At 62.6% G+C, this 21,483-nt stretch carries 22 protein-coding genes and 1 pseudogene; 2 read left to right on the plus strand and 21 right to left on the minus strand.

Annotated features, from left to right (window positions below; all coding sequences use genetic code 11):
- Positions 1-38: 38 nt before the first annotated feature.
- Entirely contained in the window at positions 39-2,411 is a 2,373-nt protein-coding gene (locus J2J99_RS00950; RefSeq protein ID WP_168295655.1) for a DNA translocase FtsK, read from the plus strand.
- A gap of 33 nt (positions 2,412-2,444) precedes the next feature.
- Here J2J99_RS00950 and J2J99_RS00955 read toward each other — a convergent pair whose 3' ends face one another.
- The 20 genes and pseudogenes from J2J99_RS00955 to phnG all read right to left on the minus strand — a co-directional run bounded on the left by J2J99_RS00955 (position 2,445) and on the right by phnG (position 19,873).
- Positions 2,445-2,945: a GrpB family protein gene (locus tag J2J99_RS00955; protein WP_168295653.1), complete on the minus strand. Its 501-nt coding sequence runs from the start codon at positions 2,943-2,945 to the stop codon at positions 2,445-2,447.
- Between the two features lie 15 nt (positions 2,946-2,960).
- Entirely contained in the window at positions 2,961-3,557 is a 597-nt protein-coding gene (gene phnN, locus J2J99_RS00960) for a phosphonate metabolism protein/1,5-bisphosphokinase (PRPP-forming) PhnN (protein WP_168295651.1), read from the minus strand.
- Positions 3,554-4,693: an alpha-D-ribose 1-methylphosphonate 5-triphosphate diphosphatase gene (locus tag J2J99_RS00965; protein WP_168295649.1), complete on the minus strand. Its 1,140-nt coding sequence runs from the start codon at positions 4,691-4,693 to the stop codon at positions 3,554-3,556. The genes phnN and J2J99_RS00965 overlap by 4 nt, the downstream gene beginning before the upstream one ends.
- Positions 4,694-4,706: 13 nt before the next feature.
- On the minus strand, positions 4,707-5,402 hold the full coding sequence (locus J2J99_RS00970; protein WP_168295647.1) for a DUF1045 domain-containing protein: 696 nt from the start codon (positions 5,400-5,402) through the stop codon (positions 4,707-4,709).
- Positions 5,403-5,564: 162 nt separating this feature from the next.
- Positions 5,565-5,843: pseudogene (locus J2J99_RS00975) on the minus strand (PhnE/PtxC family ABC transporter permease); the annotation flags it as partial.
- Positions 5,844-6,125: 282 nt separating this feature from the next.
- On the minus strand, positions 6,126-6,935 hold the full coding sequence (pstB, locus tag J2J99_RS00980) for a phosphate ABC transporter ATP-binding protein PstB (RefSeq protein ID WP_168295819.1): 810 nt from the start codon (positions 6,933-6,935) through the stop codon (positions 6,126-6,128).
- The gene (gene pstA / locus J2J99_RS00985; RefSeq protein ID WP_168295645.1) at positions 6,935-7,792 is read right to left on the minus strand and encodes a phosphate ABC transporter permease PstA; all 858 of its coding nucleotides are present in this window, start codon (positions 7,790-7,792) and stop codon (positions 6,935-6,937) included. Before pstA ends, pstB begins: the two co-directional genes overlap by 1 nt.
- Position 7,793: 1 nt before the next feature.
- Entirely contained in the window at positions 7,794-8,768 is a 975-nt protein-coding gene (gene pstC / locus J2J99_RS00990) for a phosphate ABC transporter permease subunit PstC (protein ID WP_168295643.1), read from the minus strand.
- An 86-nt stretch (positions 8,769-8,854) separates the two neighbouring features.
- Positions 8,855-9,877, minus strand: coding sequence for a phosphate ABC transporter substrate-binding protein PstS (gene pstS / locus J2J99_RS00995; protein ID WP_168295640.1), 1,023 nt, complete (start codon positions 9,875-9,877; stop codon positions 8,855-8,857).
- Positions 9,878-10,342: 465 nt separating this feature from the next.
- Positions 10,343-11,680, minus strand: coding sequence for a phosphonate ABC transporter, permease protein PhnE (gene phnE / locus J2J99_RS01000; protein ID WP_168295638.1), 1,338 nt, complete (start codon positions 11,678-11,680; stop codon positions 10,343-10,345).
- A gap of 7 nt (positions 11,681-11,687) precedes the next feature.
- A complete protein-coding gene (gene phnE, locus J2J99_RS01005; RefSeq protein WP_168295636.1) occupies positions 11,688-12,653 on the minus strand; it encodes a phosphonate ABC transporter, permease protein PhnE in 966 nt (321 codons plus the stop codon).
- Positions 12,654-12,717: 64 nt separating this feature from the next.
- A complete protein-coding gene (phnD, locus tag J2J99_RS01010; RefSeq protein WP_168295634.1) occupies positions 12,718-13,623 on the minus strand; it encodes a phosphonate ABC transporter substrate-binding protein in 906 nt (301 codons plus the stop codon).
- An 87-nt stretch (positions 13,624-13,710) separates the two neighbouring features.
- Positions 13,711-14,556 carry a phosphonate ABC transporter ATP-binding protein gene (phnC, locus tag J2J99_RS01015; RefSeq protein ID WP_205918711.1) on the minus strand — a complete coding sequence of 282 codons (846 nt, stop codon included), beginning with the start codon at positions 14,554-14,556 and terminating at the stop codon, positions 13,711-13,713.
- A 117-nt stretch (positions 14,557-14,673) separates the two neighbouring features.
- On the minus strand, positions 14,674-15,291 hold the full coding sequence (locus tag J2J99_RS01020; RefSeq protein ID WP_168295632.1) for a DapH/DapD/GlmU-related protein: 618 nt from the start codon (positions 15,289-15,291) through the stop codon (positions 14,674-14,676).
- The gene (gene phnL, locus J2J99_RS01025) at positions 15,288-15,995 is read right to left on the minus strand and encodes a phosphonate C-P lyase system protein PhnL (protein WP_168295630.1); all 708 of its coding nucleotides are present in this window, start codon (positions 15,993-15,995) and stop codon (positions 15,288-15,290) included. The genes J2J99_RS01020 and phnL overlap by 4 nt, the downstream gene beginning before the upstream one ends.
- 37 nt (positions 15,996-16,032) lie before the next feature.
- On the minus strand, positions 16,033-16,809 hold the full coding sequence (gene phnK, locus J2J99_RS01030) for a phosphonate C-P lyase system protein PhnK (protein WP_168295628.1): 777 nt from the start codon (positions 16,807-16,809) through the stop codon (positions 16,033-16,035).
- Positions 16,806-17,681 (minus strand): alpha-D-ribose 1-methylphosphonate 5-phosphate C-P-lyase PhnJ, encoded by an 876-nt coding sequence (locus J2J99_RS01035; protein WP_168295626.1) that lies wholly within the window; start codon positions 17,679-17,681, stop codon positions 16,806-16,808. Before J2J99_RS01035 ends, phnK begins: the two co-directional genes overlap by 4 nt.
- The gene (locus J2J99_RS01040) at positions 17,678-18,784 is read right to left on the minus strand and encodes a carbon-phosphorus lyase complex subunit (protein ID WP_168295625.1); all 1,107 of its coding nucleotides are present in this window, start codon (positions 18,782-18,784) and stop codon (positions 17,678-17,680) included. Before J2J99_RS01040 ends, J2J99_RS01035 begins: the two co-directional genes overlap by 4 nt.
- 4 nt (positions 18,785-18,788) lie before the next feature.
- Complete coding sequence (phnH, locus tag J2J99_RS01045; protein WP_168295623.1) at positions 18,789-19,397, minus strand: phosphonate C-P lyase system protein PhnH; 609 nt, start codon at positions 19,395-19,397, stop codon at positions 18,789-18,791.
- The gene (phnG, locus tag J2J99_RS01050) at positions 19,397-19,873 is read right to left on the minus strand and encodes a phosphonate C-P lyase system protein PhnG (protein WP_168295621.1); all 477 of its coding nucleotides are present in this window, start codon (positions 19,871-19,873) and stop codon (positions 19,397-19,399) included. The genes phnH and phnG overlap by 1 nt, the downstream gene beginning before the upstream one ends.
- A gap of 179 nt (positions 19,874-20,052) precedes the next feature.
- Between phnG and phnF the strand changes: the two genes are divergently transcribed.
- Complete coding sequence (phnF, locus tag J2J99_RS01055) at positions 20,053-20,790, plus strand: phosphonate metabolism transcriptional regulator PhnF (RefSeq protein WP_168295620.1); 738 nt, start codon at positions 20,053-20,055, stop codon at positions 20,788-20,790.
- Between the two features lie 39 nt (positions 20,791-20,829).
- Here phnF and J2J99_RS01060 read toward each other — a convergent pair whose 3' ends face one another.
- A complete protein-coding gene (locus J2J99_RS01060; protein ID WP_064681556.1) occupies positions 20,830-21,465 on the minus strand; it encodes a 2,3-bisphosphoglycerate-dependent phosphoglycerate mutase in 636 nt (211 codons plus the stop codon).
- Positions 21,466-21,483: the final 18 nt, after the last annotated feature.

The raw sequence follows: 21,483 nt of genomic DNA on the forward strand, positions 1-21,483 counted from the left end.
GGGTCGTAATTTGTTAGGCATGAGTGAGTAGCGGACGCATGCGTTTTCCCAGAACCAATTTGACGGATGCCGCAGATTTTTCCAGCGGGCTTGAAACAGAGCTTGCTGAGGAAAATCCGGGCGAAAGGCCGGCGGCGCCGATCTGGCAGAGCAACTTCTCGCTCGCGCCGAATGTCCGCTTCACCCGCACCCCGGAAACGCTGATCAGCCGGCGCCGTTTGCCGAACGAGCCCGTTCGCGACGAACCGCAGCTCGAACAACAGGCGATACGGATAGAACCGGTCGCCGTCGATGTGCCTTTCGATATCTATCTGCCGGAGCCGGGCGAGCTTGCCGCAGCGCCGGTTCCGATGATCGAGACGCCGCAGCCGCCGGCTTCCGGCCGGGCGGAGGCGCCCGCCTTGCGCGCGGCTTCCGAACTGTCTTCGATTTCCGATTTCGCCTTCTGGGAAGTCATGGCCTTCGAAGAAGGCGAGCCGGTCCGCACGCCCTCGATCGTTGTTCCGAAAATCGAGACCACGCCCGAATCGATCACCGCCCTGTTCCGCGTCATGGAATGGCGTCCAGGCGCGCCGAAAACGGTTCCCGCCGCATCGCGCCCGGTCCAGCCGCCGGCCGCAAGCCCCGCATCGGCAGCCCCGCGGCCGCGGGCCGCGATATCCCTGGAAAAGCCGGTTCGTGCTCCGGAGCCGATCGTGCTGGCGCCGAGAGGCGTGCCCGAGGCACGCCAGACCGCGCCAATGCCGCAGGCTGCACCGGCGCCCCAGACTACACCATTGCCCCAGGCGACACCGCTGCCCCAGGCGGCGCCTCGGCCGACGCCTCCGGTGGCCGCCGTCTTGCCGTCGCCGCGCCTGATGGCAAGACCGGAAAAGGTCGATGCATCCGGCTATGAGTTCCCGCCGCGGGCCCTGTTGCAAGAGCCGCCGGAACGGCTTGGCGAGATCATGTCGCAGGAGACGCTGGAGCAGAATGCCGGCCTTCTGGAAAGCGTGCTCGAGGACTTCGGCATCAAGGGCGAGATCATTCATGTCCGCCCCGGCCCCGTCGTCACCCTCTATGAATTCGAGCCGGCGCCTGGCGTGAAGTCATCGCGCGTCATCGGCCTCGCCGACGACATCGCCCGCTCGATGTCGGCGCTTTCGGCCCGCGTCGCCGTGGTCCCCGGCCGCAACGTCATCGGCATCGAACTGCCGAATGTCACGCGTGAGACTGTCTATTTCCGCGAGATGATCGAGAGCCAGGATTTCGACAAGAGCGGCTTTAAGCTGGCGCTCGGCCTCGGCAAGACCATTGGCGGCGAGCCCGTGATCGCTGAGCTCGCGAAGATGCCGCATCTGCTCGTCGCCGGCACCACCGGCTCGGGCAAGTCGGTCGCCATCAACACGATGATCCTGTCGCTGCTCTACCGCATGACGCCGGAACAGTGCCGGCTGATCATGGTCGACCCGAAGATGCTCGAGCTCTCCGTCTATGACGGTATCCCGCATCTCCTGACGCCCGTCGTCACCGACCCGAAGAAGGCCGTCATGGCGCTGAAATGGGCGGTGCGCGAGATGGAGGAGCGTTATCGTAAGATGTCGCGCCTCGGCGTGCGCAACATCGACGGTTATAACGGCCGCGTCTCTCAGGCGCGCGAAAAGGGCGAGACCATCCATATCATGGTCCAGACCGGCTTCGACAAGGGAACCGGTGCGCCGATCGAGGAGCAGCAGGAGCTTGATCTTGCGCCGATGCCCTATATCGTCGTCATCGTCGACGAGATGGCCGACCTGATGATGGTCGCCGGCAAGGAGATCGAAGGCGCGATCCAGCGTCTGGCGCAGATGGCGCGTGCCGCCGGCATCCATCTGATCATGGCGACGCAGCGCCCCTCGGTCGACGTCATCACCGGCACGATCAAGGCAAACTTCCCGACCCGCATTTCCTTCCAGGTCACCTCGAAGATCGACAGCCGCACCATTCTCGGCGAACAGGGCGCCGAGCAGCTGCTCGGCCAGGGCGATATGCTTCACATGCAGGGCGGCGGCAGGATTGCCCGCGTGCACGGTCCCTTCGTTTCGGATGCTGAGGTCGAGAAGGTCGTTGCCCATCTGAAAACGCAAGGGCGTCCCGAATATCTCGACACAGTCACTGCTGACGAAGAGGAAGAGCCGGAAGAGGAAGAGACCGGCGCCGTGTTCGACAAGAGCGCCATGGCCTCCGAGGACGGCAACGAACTCTACGAGCAGGCGGTCAAGGTGGTGATGCGCGACAAGAAGTGCTCGACCTCCTACATCCAGCGCCGCCTCGGCATCGGTTACAACCGCGCCGCCTCATTGGTCGAACGCATGGAAAAGGAAGGCATGGTCGGCCCGGCCAATCATGTCGGCAAGCGCGAGATCGTTTCCGGGCGGGGCGATGGCGACTGATCGGAGGCGAAGGAGTGCAGCGGCACTCCGATCTCAGGCCAACTTCGCCAGCCGCAGCGTCTCGTTGACGAACTCGGTCTTGCCGCCGGTGTAGAAATCGCTGTCGCCGTGTGCCTCCATAGCCAGCCGGCGTTTCAGCCCTGCGTAGGCTGTGGCCCTTCCGGGGTGATCCCGGAGATAGTCGCGAAACAGGAGCCGCTCCCGATGGGCGTGGTTCGCGGGGCCGCAGAGATAGAGCCTGAATCCGTATCCGTCGTGATCTCGGGTAAAGGCCCAGCGTTTCTCTCCCCGATCGCCGTGGAAGACGAAATCGACAGCGCTGATCGCGTCGATCGCCATCGGCAGAACGTCGTCGGAGATCGCGACGACATCGAGGTCGATCTTCGGTTTGGCGGCGAGGCCGGGCACCGACGTGCTGCCGATATGGTCGATGGAAAGCGCCAAGCTGCCGAGCAAGGCGGCGACCTCGCCACGGATTTCCCCAAAGAGGCGTGGCCAGGAGGGATCGTAGTCGACCACTTTGATGGCGCGCATGTCTTCGAGCCCCGGTCAGTGCACCTCGGCCAGCAGCCCGTCGAGGATCGCGATCATCTTCTGCTCTGCCTCTTCGATGGAGCCGCTGTTGTCGAGCTCCGTCACATCGTAATCGCCGCGCACCGTCAGCGGTCCGCGGGCGAGTCTCGCCATGATATCCTCATGTGTCTCGCGCCCACGCGCCTCCAGCCGGCTGGCGAGCACTTCGGCGGTGGCGGTGACGTTGATGACCTTCAGCCGCGGGAAGGCGGCCTGGAAGCGATGCAGCGCCGAGCGCGAGCCGTTGGCGACGACGATATCGCCCCTCGAAAGCGCCACCGAGACCTCGGCCGGAATGCCGTATTTCAGACCATGCGCTTCCCACCAGACGGCAAAGGAGCCAGACTGCTCCATCGCCGCAAACCCTTCGAGGGAAACGGAAAGATGGTCCTCGCCGCCGGCGCCGCGGTGGCGGGTAATGACGCGGCGGGTGAAATGAACGTCGGCGCGGCCCGAAAAATGCCGAGCGGCAAGGTTCATCAGCGTGTCCTTGCCGGCGCCGCTCGGCCCGACGACGACGACCATGATGCCGCGCTCGGCTCCGGCACCGGGATGGGGTTCGTGCGGCGTCATGCGACACGGCGTCCCTGGCGCCAGACGGAGCGTGTCACCGGCACGCCGTGCGAACGGTGGACGCGGACGAGATCGGCGCGCAGCCCGGTCGCGATGCGACCGCGATCGTCGAGGCTGACGGTGCGGGCAGGCGTCAATGTCACCATGGCGATCGCCTTCGGCAGCGTGATGCTCTCGACCTCGTCGGCGAGGATGAAGGGTGCGTGCAGCAGGCTGAGCGGCACGTAGTCGGAGGATAGCACATCGAGCACGCCCATTTCGGCGAGGTCGCGGGCGGCGATGTTGCCGGAATGGGATTTGCCGCGCACGATGTTGGGCGCGCCCATCAGTACGCTCATGCCATGCTCGTGCGAGGCGCGGGCGGCGTCGAAGCTGGTCGGAAACTCGGCAAGCCGCACGCCGTTGTCGATCGCCTCGTCGACATGGGCGAGTGTGGCGTCGTCATGGCTTGCAACCGTGATGCCGCGTTCGGCACAGACCTTGGCGATGGCGTTGCGGTGCGGCGTCGAATTGCGTGCCGATTCCGCCTGGCGCTTGGCGACGAAACGGGCAAAGACCTCGTCACTCAAGCCCCGCTTCTTCTGGTAGTAGAAGATATATTGATCCATCGTCTGGAACTGACGCTGGCCGGGCGCATGATCCATCAGCGAGACGAGCCGCACATGCGGATCGTTTTCGAAGTCGGCGAAATGTTCAAGCACATTGTCGGCGGAGACCTCGCAGCGCAGGTGCAGAAGGTGCTCGGCGCGCAGCCGGCCTTCCCGCTCTGCCGACTGGATGGCATCGGCCATCTCGCGCATCTCGCCATGTTCGAAGCCGCCGTCCTCGTCCGCTCCCATGCGCAGGCAGTCGAACACCGTGGTGATGCCCGATGTGACGATCTGCGCATCATGTGCCTGGACCGCGGCGGTCTTGTTCCAACGAATGCCGGGGCGCGGCTGATAATGGCCTTCGAGATGGTCGGTGTGCAGCTCGACGAGGCCCGGAATGATAAAGTCGCCTTCGAAATCTTCGCCGGCTACCGAATTCCCTTCGGAAATGTCGGCGATCTCGCCGTCGCGGATGAGGATCGATCCGGCGAGGACGTCATCCTCGAGAACGATGCGGGCATTCGAAAACACGGTCTCTTTGCTCATCTCGTCAGGTCTTTCAGCTTTTGGCGCCGGAAAGCGGCAGCCAGGAATGAACTTTGAACGGGGCGCCGCGCGTCTCCTCGACGAAGACGGCAAGGCTGGAAATCGACAGCGGCCGGCCGGTGAAACCGGCAAAACGCTCGGTCAGAATCGCCTTCATCACCTCGGCGCGGGTTTCGGGCACTTGCCCGCTCAGCGTCATGTGGAAGCCGAAATCCTCCATGACGTAGGGATAACCCCAGCGCTGCAGATTGGCGCGCTGGCTGTCGCTGAGCTTCTGCGGATTGCGCCTGGCGATATCGGCCTCCGACAGCGCCGCGCGAAACGGTTCGAAAGACTTTACCACCTTCGCGGCGAAATCCTGAAGAGGTTGATGAAGGGAACTGGGGACGAGCGCAAAAAAACGGCCGAGCTGGCCGAGCACGAGTTCGGGAATCTCGAAGGCCGGCGTGCGCGCGGCAAAATCCTCGGCAAAGGCCATCAGGTCCTTTTCGGTGACGGAGGCGGCAAGCGCAAACGGTGCCTTGATCGTGGCATGGAAGCCGTAGCGGCGTGGATCGGCGGTCAGTTCGAACTGCTCTGCCTGGCCGAGCTGCTCATAGGCCGGGGCAGGATAGGTCTCGCCGGTAAAGGCGTCGCGGCCGAGCCAGCGCGAGGCCGCGCCGGTCAGGGGATCATCCTTCGGCGGCGAGAAATAGAGAGCGTAGCGCAAGGCTTTTGTCCTGGGGATCATCGAAACGGGGGAGCGCAATGTGCAGTGATTTGGCGGCGAACCGCAAGCAGGCTCCCCGGCTAAAAGATTTCCGTGACAGAATGATGATGGCGGCATCGCCACCACTGCCTTGTGATCGATCAGTGAGCCCTGGGCCCATCAGCCGATGGCGCCGATGATGGTGGCGTCCCGCGGTTCGAATCCCACTGGTAGCGCATCTGGGCTGAGGATAACGGAAACGATCTGCGGCATAATGCCGTAACGAGGGACGAGCACGCTTTGAGCGCCGGTCGATTTGATGCCTTCAAGCAGCCCGTTGTCGATATTCTCCCAGCCCTCGGAATGGAGATTTCCGAACGTGCCGGTCTCGGTGAGAAAGATCACGCCGCTGCCGGCAAGCGGCCCGCGGCCGAAGGCGTGCGTCAACAGCGCCCAGATCAGGCTGAACCCCCGATAAAGGGCCACATCTCGCGACCGCCGCTCGATGCGGCTCTCTCGGGGGACCGCGTCAGGGCCGCGGCGCCTTCCCGAAGGGAAGATGCACAAGCCTCGACGCCCCGGCGTCTTCGAGGCGGTAGTCATTCGGCTGACTCTGCGTCGCTTGCATTCGGCAGCACGTTGGCGATCTAGGTGGTCAAACACGCAGGAAGCGCAGGTTGATCCTATCGCGTCCAGCCGACCCAGCTCGCCATTGTCACAAGGCTCCTCACCCTGAAACGCCAATCAGCCGTAGCGGCCGGTGATGTAGTCTTCCGTGCGCTTGACCTTCGGCGACTGGAAAATCTCAGCGGTCGGGCCGTATTCGATCAGTTCGCCGAGATACATGAAGGCGGTGTTGTCGGAGATGCGGCTTGCCTGCTGCATGTTGTGAGTGACGATCACGATCGTGAAGTCGCGTTTGAGCTGTGAGACCAGCTCTTCGACCTTGGCGGTCGAGATCGGATCGAGGGCCGACGTCGGCTCGTCGAGAAGCAGCACCTCAGGGCGCAGCGCCACACCGCGGGCGATGCAGAGACGCTGCTGCTGACCGCCGGAAAGGCCAAGCCCGCTGCCCTTCAACTTGTCCTTGACCTCATCCCAGAGGGCGGCCTGACGCAGCGCCTGCTCGACACGGTCATCCATGTCGGCCTTGCTGAGGCGCTCATGATGGCGAATGCCGTAGGCGATATTGTCATAGATCGACATCGGGAACGGCACCGGCTTCTGGAATACCATGCCGACGCGGGCGCGCAGCTCGTTCATCGAAAAGCCCGGATCGAGGATGTTCTTGCCGTCGAGCTTGATCGAGCCGGTGGCGCGCATCTTCGGATAGAGCATGTAGATGCGGTTGAGGATGCGCAGCAGCGTGGACTTGCCGCAGCCGGACGGACCGATCAGGGCCGAGACCTGGCGCTCGGGGAAGGTGAGGCTGACATCCTTGATCGCGTGGGCTTCGCCATAATAGAAATTGACCTTCTCAAGCGCGATCTTGTCTTTGGCGAGCAGCTTTTCCGGCTTGCTGGCAGTTTCGAACGTCTCCGAGGACTGAAGCATCATTTCCCACCTTTTCGGTTCAGGACGGAGCGCGAGAGGACGCTCAGGATCAAAACAACAGCGGTCATCACGAAGGCGCCGGCCCAGGCGAGATTCTGCCATTGCTCATAGGGGCTCATAGCAAACTGGAAGATGACGACGGGAATGTTCGCCATCGGCTGCGACATATCCAGGCTCCAATACTGGTTGTTCAGAGCCGTGAAGAGGAGCGGCGCGGTTTCGCCGGAAATGCGGGCGATCGCCAGAAGGATGCCGGTCAGAATGCCGGTGGAGGCGGCGCGATAAAGCACGTTGACCGTGACCTTCCAGCGCGGAATGCCGAGCGACAATGCCGCCTCGCGCATGACATCGGGAACCAGGCGCAGCATCTCGTCGGTCGTGCGCACCACGACCGGCAGGAAGATGAAGGCGAGCGCGATGCCGCCGGCAAAGCCGGAGAAGCGTGCCGTCGGGCGGACGACCAGCTCGTAGACGAACAGGCCGATAATGATCGACGGCGCCGAGAGCAGGATATCGTTGACGAAGCGGATTGTTTCGCCAAGCTTCTTGCCGCGCGCGAATTCCGACAGGTAGGTGCCGGCCAGCACGCCGATCGGCGTGCCGATGACGACGGCCAGGCCGACCATCAGCAGGCTGCCCATGAAGGCGTTGGCGAGGCCACCGCCGTCTTCGCCGGGCGGCGGCGTCATTTCAGTCAGCAGAGCGGGGCTCAGCGCGGCCAGGCCGTGGATCAGCGTCGTCCAGAGGATCCAGACCAGAAAGACCAGGCCGAGCACGGTCGCGAAGCCGCAAAGCGTCAGGGCAATTGCGCTGCCGATCTGGCGGCGGCGATAAAGGGAACCGGAAGAACTGGCCATACTACTCCCCTCTCTGCTTGGCCATGCGCAGCAGCATGAGCTTGGCGGCCGCCAGAACGATGAAGGTGACGACGAAGAGGATGAGGCCAAGGGCTGCGAGCGACGACCGGTAGAGATCGTCCGAAGCCTCGGCAAACTCGTTGGCGAGCGTGGCGGCGATCGAGGTGCCGGGCTCCATCAGCGACAGCGCAATATTGTGGGTGTTGCCGAGGACGAAGGTCACCGCCATCGTCTCGCCAAGGGCGCGGCCGAGACCGAGGAAGATGCCGCCGACGACAGCGGTGCGGGTGTGCGGGATGACGATGTCACGCACCACTTCCCACTTGGTCGAGCCGAGCGCATAGGCCGATTCCTTCAGCTGCGCGGGCACGACGAGGAAGACGTCGCGCATGACCGAGGAAATGAACGGGATGATCATGATCGCCAGCACGATGCCTGACGTCAGCATGCCGATTCCGAGCGGAGCGCCGGAGAACAGCGCGCCGATCCCCGGAATCGGGCCTAGCCAGTCGATCAGTACCGGCTGCACATAATCCGACATGAAGGGAGCGAAGGTGAAGAGACCCCACATGCCGTAGATGATCGACGGGATGCCGGCGAGAAGTTCGACCGCCCCGCCGATCGGGCCGCGAACCGAGCGCGGTGCGACTTCGGTAATGAAGACGGCAATACCCAGGCTGATCGGAACGCCGATGATCATGGCAAGCACCGAAGTGACCAGCGTGCCATAAATCGGGACAAGCCCCGAGAACTGCTGGGCAACGGGATCCCATTCCGTGCCGGTGAGGAAGCCCAGACCGAAGGTCCGGAATGCCTGAAACCCGCTCAAGGCCATGGAAGTCGCCGCGGCCAGCAGCGCTGCCAGAACGAAGAGACCGCAGCCCAGAACTATCCAATAGAAAATACGATCGCCGGTCGCGCCGTGGCGACGCTTCACGCCCACTCCCGCGGGCAGCGATGCCGATGCTTCGCTCATATCAATTGCTCGACTGCTTTGAGGGGCGTCAAAAGCATACGGGGCGGCAAGCCTCGCTTGCCGCCCCGACCGCAGGCTCGTCTGTATCAGCCCTTGAAGGAAGCTGTCCAGTAGTCTTCGATCTGCTTCACCAGGGTCTCCGGAAGCGGAACGTAATCGAGGGAAGAGGCTTCCTTCTGGCCCTTTTCCAGCGCCCACTTGAAGAAGGCGAAGGCAGCCTTGGAGCGCGCCGCATCCTTCGGATCCTTATACATGATCGCCCAGGTCGTGGCGGTCACCGGCCAGGCCTTTTCACCCGGAGCATTGGTCATGATCAGGTAGAAGTCCTGAGCCTTGGTCCATTCGGCGCTGGCGGCAGCGGCCGAGAAGCTTTCGGCATTCGGCTTCGGATACTGGCCGGCAGCGTTCTGGATCAGCGCGTAGGACAGCTTGTTCTGCAGGGCGTAGGCATATTCGACATAGCCGATCGAATCCTTGACGCGGGTAACGTAGGCGGCGACGCCTTCATTGCCCTTGCCACCGATGCCGACCGGCCAGTTGACGGCGGTGCCTTCGCCGACCTTGCTCTTCCAGTCTTCATTGACCTTGGAGAAGTAGTTGGTCCAGTTGAAGGAAGTGCCCGAACCGTCCGAACGGTGGACGACGGCGATCTGGCTGTCGGGCAGCTTCAGGCCCGGGTTCAGATCGGCGATGGCCTTGTCGTTCCACTTGGTGACGTTGCCGAGATAGATGTCGGCGAGAACCTTGCCGGTCAGCTTCAGCTCGCCCGACTTGATGCCCTTGACGTTGATGACGGGAACGATGCCGCCGACGACGAGCGGGAACTGGCCGAAGCCGCCATCGGTCAGTTCCTTGGGATCGAGCGGCTTGTCGGATGCGCCGAAGTCGACCGTTGCCGCCTTAATCTGGGCGATACCGCCGCCCGAACCGATCGACTGGTAGTTCAGCTTGTCGCCGGTCTGCTTGTTGTAGTCTGCAGACCACTTGGAGAGTACGGGATAGACGAAGGTGGAGCCGGCGCCGGTTATATCGGCGGCGGAGGCCGAAACCGCCAGAGCGGCAACAAGGCCCGCGCCGAAGCAGGCCGAGAGAATTTTGCTGGTGAGCATGAGAAACGCTTCCTCAATAAATTGTGTTCGATTGCGTGCCGTCATCGGGGCAAAGCGGCGAGTATGTTCAGCTAGTGGCGGCACATTGCAGAACGATGACGTTTGGATGACAGTTTCGTGACAACCGCCAGAGGATGAGCTCAACCGGGATGCAAAAAATGAAACAGTTCGAAATAGGAAGAAGACGAAATAACACCCTTGGCGATTGAGGCGCAATTCAAGCGATGACGAACGGACGCGTTTAAGAATAACGCATTTAATCAAGTCACTGAGACCGAGGCAGTTCACGCGGGCAAGACCGACGATCACGGTCGTTTGCACAAGCGGCTGGCGCTTCAGCTCGACCAAGCCGAAGGCGCCGATGGACCCATCGGCGTGGCCCTTATGTGCCACCCGAGCTCCTAGCCCAGATCTCTCCCCCGGCGACCATTCAAATGCCGATCCGGATCGCCGATCAGCTTCGGTTTATCGGTCGCCTATCAGACGACGTCTCAAAGCATTGGAGCATGCATCGAACACGAAGACCACCAGCAACACCAGGAGAACCATATAGCCGACATTTTGCCAGTTTGAGTTGGTGCGCATGGCCTCCCAGAGCTTAAGGCCGATGCCGCCCGCGCCGACGGCGCCGATGATGGTGGCGCCACGCACGTTCGATTCCCACTGATAGAGCGTCTGGCTGACGATAACCGGAACGATCTGCGGCATGATGCCGTAGCGATGGACCAGCATGGTCGATGCGCCCGTGGATTTGACGCCTTCGCGAGGCTTGTTGTCGATATTTTCCAGCCCTTCGGAATAGAGCTTGCCGAGCGTGCCGGTCTCCGTAAGAAAGATGGCGCCGGAACCCGCAAGCGGGCCGGGGCCGAAGGCGCGCGTCAGGAACAGCGCCCAGATCAGCATGTCGACGGAGCGCAGGAAGTCGAAGAAGCGCTTCAGCGCCTGATTGAGGAACCTGTTCGGGGTGATGTTGCGCGCCGCCATGAAGGCGAGAGGGAAGGCGGCAAGCGAACCGAGCAGCGTGCCGAGGAAAGCCATCACGATCGTCTGAAACAGCTTGGTCCACACGTCGCCATGCTGCCATGCGCTGTTGTTCCAGATATTGTCGAAGGCGAGCGACAGGTTGGACTTATCGGGCTCGATGCGCGGAGCGGAGACGATGAGACTGAGGACCTCGCCAACCGGCTTGTCAAAGAAGGTCGACTGCGTATCAAACACGAAATTCGGCCAGCCGATGAAGCGTTTGCGCACCTTTACGCGATCGGCGGAGACGCTGACGTTCCCAGCGAAACCGAGATCGGCAAGTACGTTGTCATCATAAACGGTCATCCAACTCGGCACCGGTCCGACGACTTTTGGCGCGCCGCTGGTGACATCGACCGGCACCGTCATGCCATGGGCAACGATCGTCGTCTGGCTCTTGCTTACGGTGACAATCCGGTTGCTGCCGCCGACGTCAACCGTGATGCTGCCATCGGCATTGGCCTTTACCCAGTCCGGATGCGGATCGTCACCGAGCGGCGAAAAGCGCGGATAGCGCGTCTGGATCGTGCCATCATCCTCGATGCGGAATTCCGGCTGCACGTCATAGCTGATCCACTGACTCATGTAGATGCCGAAGCGTTCCCAGTGGGCTTCGGCGATGAGCTTCGGCAGGTCGAAGAACCAGACGGCGTAGAGGCCGTAGAGCAGCGTAGCGATGAGGAGCATCAGCCCGCCGAAACGCTGGCGGAACGACCGGTGCAGATATTCCGGATAGCGCGCTTCAATTTCGTGCATGCGGTTAGCGTCGATCACCGTCATGGCGGCCTCAATGTTGCAGAAGAAAGGCGTGTTCGCCGACGAGCCGGCGGCGCAGCCAAGCGGAAAACTGGTCGACGGCAACGATCGTCACGAACAGCAGCAGAACGAGTGCCACCGTCTTGGCGCCGAATCCGCGCGAGATCGAAAGCTTCAATTCCTCGCCGATGCCGCCGCCACCGACGGCTCCGATAATGGTCGACGCACGCACATTTATCTCAAGACGCAGCAGCGCATAGGAAGCATAGTTCGGCATTAGCTGGGGCAGGGCGGCGAAGCGCACGCGCTCCAGCCAGTTCGCACCGACGGCCCGCATGCCTTCGTCCGGTTTCATGTCGATGTTTTCGGCAACTTCATAGAAGAGCTTGCCGAGTGCGCCGATTGTGTGGAGCGTGATCGCGATAATGGCGGCCACCGGACCAATCGAAAGGATCGCCGAAAACAGACCGGCAATGACGATCTCCGGGAAGGCGCGCAGAAATTCCATAGTGCGCTTGGTAAAGATGCGCAGTGGCCAGTTCTTCGTCAGATTGCGGGCGGCAAAGAAGCTGAGCGGAACGGCAAAGAGGAAAGCGATGACGGTCGAGACGAGCGCAATATTGATCGTGACGATCATCAGCTCGAAATATTCAGGGATGTAAAAGGCGCCCCAGACGTAGACGCGACCATTGGCGAAGTTGAACTCCTCGCCACCCTTGTCGTTCGGGCTCGCTATGTCGAACAACGCCCGCCAGACATCGTTCCAATCCTTGGGAATGAGCCAGCTCAGGAAGTCGAAAAGATGCGGCAGGCGGTCGAAGAAATGGCCGGCATTGCTCTCGTCGGCGAACCGTACGGAACTGGTAAAAGCCGCAACGAGGATGATCACGCCAAGGACAGTGTAGAAGCGGCGCTTGGCGACCATACGGTCCCACGCAAACGCTATGTCCTTACTGCTCGCGGCCAGCATTCGCGTCGATGCTTCGGCAATGGTCATGAACGCCTCATCTCTTCAATCAATAGGGCGGCCCTCGCCGGCCGCCCTATTGACGTCATCTCAATCAGCCGCCGATCGTCGCACGACGCGTTTCAATGACCGCGTTGTAGAATTCGGGGGTTACCTTCACATAGCCTGCGTATTCGCCGCCTTCGATTGCTTCAAAGCACTTCTTATCCTTTTCAGGTAACGCCATGAAGAAGTCGGCGAGCTTGCCCTTCCATTCGTCGCCGAGCTTATTGCTGACGACGATCGGGCCATTCGGGATAAGCGGCGACTGCCAGAGCTGAACGACGTCATTCATGTTGAGCGTGCCCTTATCGACCATCTTGCGCAGGTTGCCGGAGGTGTACCCGTCCTTGAAGTCGCCGACACCGGAGGCCCATGTCACGCCGACGTCAACCTTCTTGTCGAGAACGGCAAGTACGTTGTTTTCATGACCCCCGTTGAAGGAGGTCGAGCTATAAAACTGGTCAACTGGCATGCCGAGGTCCTTCGGAAGCGTTACCTTCGGAATGAGATATCCGGAGGTCGAATCCGGATCGGCGTAGCCGAGTTTCTTTCCCTTGCTGTCGGCTAGCGTCTTGAAGCCCGAATCCTTGCGGGCAATAAGAACCGAATAATAGCCAGTCGCGCCATCCGTCTGCTTCGTCGTCAAAATCGGTGTGACAGCGTTCGCATCCTTGATGTAGGTTGCCGCGTAGCCGGATGCGCCGAGCTCGGCGAAGTCCAGCGTGCCGCCAAGCAGGCCCTGGATGACGCCGTCATAGTCGGCAGCCGGGAAGAGCGACACTTTCTCGAAGCCGAATTCCTTCTTCAGGTCTTCCTGCAGGCAAGCATAGTTGCGCAGGCGGTCGGCTTCGTTTTCGCCGCCGAGGATGCCGATGCGGAATTCCTTCAAGTCTGCGGCATTGGCGGCGCCGGCGAGCGCGAAGAGCGCCGTAGCTGCAAAGAGTGCTTTCTTCAACATGAGTTCTCTCCTATTGACCGGTGTCCCCGGCTTTCCGTTACGAAGATGTGTGCCCTTGACGCGGGCGCTCGATCGCGGCCGCCTCTCTCAGAGGCCGGCCAGCGCCAGCGGTTGGACGCCGGCGGATTGATTGTCTGACCGCTCGGGAGCGAGATTGATCGAGGTCGAGGTCATCGTTTCGTCGATGCCGGCACCGTCCTTGTCCGTGCCGTAGATTTCCTTCACCGCTTCGGCCGTGAGTTCCGAGGGCTTGCCGTCGAAGACGATGCGGCCGCCGGCCATGCCGACGATGCGCTCACAATAGTTGCGGGCGGTATCGAGCGTGTGAAGGTTGGTGACGACGGTGATGCCCTCGCGCTCGTTGATATCGCGCAGTGCATCCATGACGATCTTGGCGTTCAGTGGATCGAGCGAGGCGATCGGCTCGTCGGCGAGCACCATCTTCGGGTTCTGCATCAGCGCGCGGGCGATCGCCACACGCTGCTGCTGACCACCGGAAAGCGTGCCGGCCGCCTGCAGCGCCGTCTGCTCGATGCCGAGGCGTTCGAGGGCTGCGATCGCGTGCACGCGTTCCTCGCGGGTGAAGATGTTGAGGAGGCTCAGAAGCGTCGAGCGGTGATTGAGGCGGCCGAGCATGACGTTGGTGAGAACATCGAGGCGCGGTACCAGGTTGAACTGCTGGAAGATCATCGCGCAGTCGCGCTGCCAGTTGCGCAAGGCCCGGCCGCGAAGCGCGGAGACTTCGACGCCGGCGAAATGGATGGAGCCGGAGCTCGGCTGCTGCAGCCGGTTGATCATGCGCAGCAGCGTCGACTTGCCGGCGCCGGAGCGCCCGATGATGCCGACCATCTGGCCTTGGGGAATGGTGAGCGTGACGGTGTCGACGGCGAGCTTCTTTCCGAAACGACGGGTGACATCCTTCAGCTCGAACATCATGCTTTTCCCTTGCATTCCAGGTCCTGGTCAGCATCGATTAGCTCTGCTTCATGAAGCTCGCGTGTCATATTTGTGTAAGTCGTGTCACAAATCCCTGCTTCCTGACGAGCGCGTCTAGCCCTCGTAGCGGGACAGAAAATCTTCCGCGCTCAGGTTGCGGAAATCCTGCAGCGCCAGGCGCAGACGGTCATGGTCCCAGTCCCACCAGGCAAGCCTGTCCATGCGCTCGCCGATCTCTTTCGGAAAGCGCTCGCGGATCAACTTAGCCGGCACGCCGCCGACGATCGTGTAGGGTGCGACGTTCTTCGAGACGACGGCGCCGGCGCCGATCACCGCGCCGTTGCCGACGCTGACGCCCGGCAGGATCGTCGCCCCATGGCCGATCCAGACGTCGTTGCCGATCGTCACGCGGTTTGCGCGCCGCCAGGCGAAGAAATCATTCTCCATGTCGGCGTCCGGCCAATAGTCGGCGGCGCGATAGGTGAAGTGGTGCAGCGTCGCGCGCCAGGTCGGATGGTTGGTGGCGTTGATGCGCACGGCGGCGGCGATATTGACGAAACTGCCGATCGTGGCGCACCAGACCGAGCCGTCCTGCATGATGTAGGAATAGTCGCCGAAGGTCGCCTCGCTGATGCGGCAGCGCTCTGAGACCTCCGTATAGCGTCCGAAGCTGGAATCGCTGACGGCGGCCGTCTCGTGGATATAGGGGTCAATGCCTAGCCCGCGGGTCATGCGGCGATCTTTCTCGGCGAGAACTGCTGGACGTCGAGGATGCGGTCGGCGACGGTTTCGCGCACTTCTTCGTCGTGGAAGATGCCGAGAAGGGCGACACCCGCCTGCTTCTTTTCCGAAATCATGCTGACGACGACGGCACGGTTGCGGGCATCGAGGGAGGCCGTGGGTTCATCGAGAAGCAGGATCGTATGGTCGGTGATGAAGCCGCGCGCAATGTTGACGCGCTGTTGTTCGCCGCCGGAGAAGGTGGCGGGCGGAAGCTGCCAGAGTGCTTCCGGCAGATTGAGCTTGGCAAGCATGGCGCCCGCCTTCTCCTTTGCCGCACCGGCTTCCTCGCCGCGCGCCACCAGCGGTTCCGCCACCACGTCGATTGCCGCGACGCGCGGCAGGGTACGCAGGAACTGGCTGACATAGCCGAGCGTATTGCGCCGCACATTGAGGACGGTGCGCGGATCGGCGGCGGCGAGATCGATGACGCGCCCGTCGTGGCGGATGAGGATCTGGCCAGTGTCGACGGCGTAATTGCCGTAGATCATCTTCAGCAGCGAGCTCTTTCCGATGCCCGACGGGCCGCCGAGCACGACGCATTCGCCGGATGCGACCGAGAAGGCGACATCGGAGACGACGGGCAGCCGGATGCCGTCGCGCAGGTGCATGGTGAAGCTCTTCGAGACTTCGGAAACGACGAGAGGCGTTGGCATGATGTCTTCTTCCCTGGTTTTGGACCTGCAGTGGCGCTCAGACCTGCAGGATCGAGGAAACGAGCAGTTGCGTGTAGGGTTCGCGCGGATCGTCGAGCACCCGGTCGGTCAGCCCATGTTCGATGACATAGCCGTCCTTCATCACCATCATGCGGTGCGACAGAAGCCGGGCGACGGCGAGGTCGTGGGTGACGATGATGGCCGAGAGGCCGAGATCGTTGACGAGGCCGCGCACGAGATCGAGCAGGCGCGCTTGCACCGAGACGTCGAGGCCGCCGGTCGGCTCGTCCATGAAGACCAGGCGCGGGCCGGTGACGAGATTGCGGGCGATCTGCAATCGCTGGCGCATGCCGCCGGAAAAGGCCCGCGGTTGATCGTCGATGCGGTCGGCGTCGATCTCGACGCGTTTCAGCCAGTCGATGGCGGTGGAGCGGATCTTGCCGTAGTGCCGGTCGCCGATCGCCATCAGACGTTCGCCGACATTGGCGCCGGCGGAAACCGTCATGCGCAGGCCGTCGGCCGGATTCTGGTGCACGAAGCCCCAGTCGGTGCGCATCAGGAAGCGGCGCTCGGCCTCGTTCATATGGTAGAGGTCGCGGTAGGTGCCGTCGCGCATACGGTATTCGACACTGCCGCTGGTTGGCATCAGCCGGGTGGAGATGCAGTTCAGCAGCGTCGTCTTGCCCGAACCGGATTCGCCGACGATGGCGAGCACTTCACCGGGCCAGAGCTCGAAGGACACATTGCGGCAGCCGATCCGGTTGCCATAGAATTTCGAGAGGTCGTTGACCTTGAGAAGCGGCGTATCGGTCATTCTGCAGCCTCCCGGGCCAGCATTTCGCCGGCATGTCCGTGTGCCCGGCGCTCTTCGCAATGATCGGTATCGGAGCAGACGAACATGCGCCCGCCTTTGTCGTCGAGGATCACCTCGTCCAGATAGACATCCTCGGCGCCACAAAGCGCGCAGGGCTTGCCGAAGCGCTGGATTTCGAAGGGATGGTCTTCGAAATCCAGGCTGACGACGTCGGTATAGGGCGGCACGGCATAGATGCGCTTTTCGCGGCCGGCGCCGAAAAGCTGCAACGATTCCGATTGATGCATCTTGGGATTATCGAATTTGGGCGTCGGCGACGGATCCATGACGTAGCGCCCATGCACCTTGACCGGATAGGCATAGGTCGTGGCGATGCGGCCGTTGCGGGCGATATCCTCGTAGAGCTTCACGTGCATAAGGCCGTATTCTTCCAGCGCATGCATTTTGCGCGTCTCGGTTTCGCGCGGCTCGAGGAAGCGCAGCGGCTCGGGGATCGGCACCTGGTAGACGAGCACCTGGCCGGCCTTGAGCTTTTCCTCGGGAATGCGGTGGCGCGTCTGGATGATCGTCGCCTCGCCCGTGTGCGTCGTCACCGCGACATTGGCGACCTTTTGGAAGAAGGCGCGGATGGAAACGGCGTTGGTCGTATCGTCGGCGCCCTGGTCGATGACCTTCAGCACGTCATCAGGTCCGATGATCGAGGCCGTCACCTGCACGCCGCCGGTGCCCCAGCCGTAGGGCATCGGCATTTCGCGCGAGGCGAAGGGCACCTGGTAGCCGGGAATGGCGATCGCCTTCAGGATGGCGCGGCGGATCATCCGCTTGGTCTGTTCGTCGAGATAGGCGAAGTTGTAGCTGGCGAGATCGTTCATTCGGCGGCTTCCTTCAAATCTTCGCCCCTGTTGCGGGCTGCTTCGAATTGGCGGCGCATGCGGCGGACGAGATCGAGTTCGGCCTGGAAGTCCACATAATGCGGAAGTTTCAGATGCTCGACGAATCCGGTCGCCTGGACGTTGTCAGAATGGGAGATGACGAATTCTTCGTCCTGGGCCGGCGCAGTGATATCCTCGCCGAGCTCTTCAGACCGTAATGCGCGATCCACCAGTGACATCGCCATCGCCTTGCGCTCGCTCTGGCCGAACACCAAGCCGTAGCCACGGGTGAATTGCGGCGGCGCCTTGGCCGAGCCCTTGAACTGGTTGACCATCTGGCATTCGGTGATCTGGATGACGCCGAGCGAGACGGCGAAACCGAGTTCCGGCACGTCGAATTCCACCTCGACCTCACCGATGCGGATCTCGCCGGTGAAGGGATGGTTGCGGCCATAGCCGCGCTGGGTGGAATAACCGAGCGCCAGCAAAAAGCCTTCGTCGCCGCGGGCGAGCGCCTGCAGGCGAAGGTCGCGGCTCATCGGAAATTCCATCGGCTCGCGCGTCAGGTCGCCGACCTCGTGATCCTCGGGCATGTCGCCGTCGGCCTCGATCAGGCCTTCCTCGCCGAGAATTTCGGAGACGCGCATGACGCGGCCGGCCTCGGCGGCGCGCTGGGCCGGTGTCTCGACCGCCTCGTCGGCAAGCAGCGAAGGATCCAGCAATCGGTGCGTATAATCGAAGGTGGGCCCGAGAAGCTGGCCGCCCGGCAGATCCTTGTAGGTCGCCGAGATGCGCCGTTCGATCGTCATACCAGCCGTGTCGAGCGGCCTGGAATAACCGAAACGCGGCAGCGTCGTGCGATAGGCGCGCAGCAGGAAGATCGCCTCGATCATATCGCCGCGCGCCTGGCGGATGGCCAGAGCGGCGAGCGTCCGGTCGAAAAGCGAGGCCTCGGCCATGACGCGGTCGACGGCGAGCGCCAGCTGCGCGACGATCTGGTCGATACCGATCGCCGGCAGCGAACGGTCGCCGCGGCGGCGGTCGGCGAGCAGGCGGTGGGCATTGGCGATGGCGGCCTCGCCACCCTTGACGGCAACATACATCAGCTCAGATCTCCGTTGCTGTGATCTTGGTGGTGCGCGGCAGGCAGAGGAAGCGCTCGGCCGATGTCAGCACGATGTCGATGCCGCGCGGAAAGAGCGCGCGGTTCTCGGTCCAGAGCCGCAGAAAGGTTTCCGGCAGCCCGAGGGGCGCAATTTCGGCGACGCTCTGGATGCCGGGACCGATCAGCGCCAGCCTGCGCCCACCCTCGAGTTCGGAAAGTTCGATGACGAGCGTCGTCGAACGGTCGGGATATTCCTGCGTGCCTGAGGCGAAAAGGCCGAAGGGGCAAAGCGCGGCGCCGGCTTCGGTGAAGGCGAAGCGTGCCTCGGCCTTCTCCGTGGTCACCGGCGCGCCGGTGTGGAAGCCGAGCCACTCCGGCACGGCCGATTTCGTCAGCCCCTGGGAAAGCCAGACCGGCGTATCGTGGTCGCAGAGCGTCAGCGCGATCGCGCCGGCGGCAACGCCGAGCGGCACAGGCGGCGCGACATCGGGCTGAACGGTCTGGATCGTCCCGGGACGGGCGGTTCCGTCCATCAGCATCTTGAAGACGCTCTGGGCATGGAAGACCGGCTCGGCAAAGCCGCCGGTCAAGGCTTCCGTCTTGAAGTCCATCAGTTGTCCCCCCGCACCATGGTGAAGAAATCGACGCGGGTCGCCGCCGTCTCGTCGGCCTTGCGGCGTTCGGCATCGGCGATCCGCTCAGTGATCGGCAAAAGCAGCGCCCGTTCGACGAAATCCTTCGTCGCCTCCTCCTGCCAGAGCGCATCGAAGATCGCTGCCAGCCGCGCCTTCTCGCGGTCGGTGCCGAGCGCCTGCGCGTGGCCGACCGAGCCGGAGTCGAGTCGGACCGTCGCGCGCGTCACCGTCACCTCGCCAAGATTGAAGGGAGCGCCGCCGCCGCCGATGCGTCCGCGCACCATCACCAGCCCGGTCTCCGGTCCGCGCACCGCATGCGCCGAAGGCTTTTGCGGCAACGCATTCCAGGCCGCCGAGAGTTCGCTGCGTTCTGCGCGCGCCAGCAGATCGGCGGCGCGCTTGCGCCCCGATGCCGTCTGTGACGCAGCGTTGTTGCTGTCCGCTGATATCATCGCCGCTTCCCTTCAAATGTCTATTGATATAGACAACCATACAAGCTATACTTAGTCCTAAATCGATGCCGTGACAAGCGTGTGACATTCTGCAGAGCGGCGGTCTTCTCAGGCGCGTGAAGGATGCTGTAATTCCTCGAATTCGATCGAAGGCGTGAAATGGCAGGGCAGGGGATGGAATGGCGGGACTGACTCAGGTGCAAAGGCAGACCGGCGTGGCGCTCTGGCGCCAGATCGCCGACCGGATTCGTGAGGCGATCGGCAATGGCGCCTATGATGAAACCGGAATGGTGCCGCCCGAAACCGTCCTGGCGCTGCAATTCGGTGTCAACCGGCATACGGTGCGCAGCGCTTTGGCAGCCTTGGCTCAGGAAGGCATCGTCCGTGCGGTGCAAGGTCGCGGCACGCTGATTGAACGCAAGGAGCGACTGAATTTCCCGATCACCAGACGCACGCGGTTTACCGCCGGCATCGGCGATCAGGCGCGCGAGATGCGCAGCCTGCTGTTGGATGAGGTGAAGGAGGAGGCGAGCGCCGAGGTCGCCCGCTGGCTGGGGCTGAAGGCGGGCGCAAGGGTGATCCGGCTGGAAACGCTGCGCGAGGCCGACAAGCGGCCGGTGTCAAAGGCGACGAGCTGGTTTCCCGCCGAGCATTTCGCCGGGATCGGCGAGGCCTATCGCAAACATCAATCGATCACCAAGGCTTTCGCCGACCTTGGACTGGGGGACTATGTCCGGGCGACGACCGAGGTGACTGCGGCGCATGCCGACACGGCTGATCTGGCCGATCTCGAACTCACCCCCGGTGCGATTCTGCTGATCGCCAAGGCGATGAATACCGATCTCGACGGCGTGCCGGTGCAATATTCAATCAGCCGGTTCGCGGCCGACCGGGTCCAGTTCACGATTGAGAACTAAGGACGGCCTTCCCTGTCGGTGCAGGGAAGGCCGTGGGATTCAGTGTGCGCCGGACATGTCGCCGAGCACTTCCTTGGAAGCGACGGTGGAATCGGCGTTCAGCTTGTAGACCATGGGAACGCCGGTCGCGAGATTGAGGGCGAGCACGCCTTCTTTGCTCAGCTTGTCCAGCACCATGACGAGCGAGCGCAGCGAATTGCCGTGTGCGGCGACCAGCACTTTCTCGCCGCGCAGCACCCGCGGCAGGATTTCGGTGAGGTAATAGGGCCAGACGCGGGCACCGGTATCGCGCAGGCTTTCGCCGCCGGGAGGCGGTACGTCGTAGGAGCGGCGCCAGATATGGACCTGTTCCTCGCCCCATTTGGCGCGGGCATCGTCCTTGTTGAGCCCGGAGAGGTCGCCGTAGTCGCGCTCGTTCAGTGCCTGGTCGCGGATCGTCTGCAGGTCGGGCTGGCCGACCTTATCGAGGATGAGCTTCAGCGTGTGCTGGGCGCGCACCAGCGCCGAGGTATAGGCGACGTCGAATTTGATCCCGTATTCGGCAAGTGCGGCGCCGCCGGCATTGGCTTCCTGAATGCCGAGCTCGGTCAGATCGGGATCCTTCCAGCCGGTGAAGAGATTCTTCAGGTTCCAGTCGCTCTGGCCGTGGCGAACGAGGACGAGAGTTCCGCTCATGAATATATCTCCGAAATG

The sequence above is a fragment of the Rhizobium binae genome (genome assembly GCF_017357225.1).
Lineage (GTDB): Bacteria > Pseudomonadota > Alphaproteobacteria > Rhizobiales > Rhizobiaceae > Rhizobium > Rhizobium binae.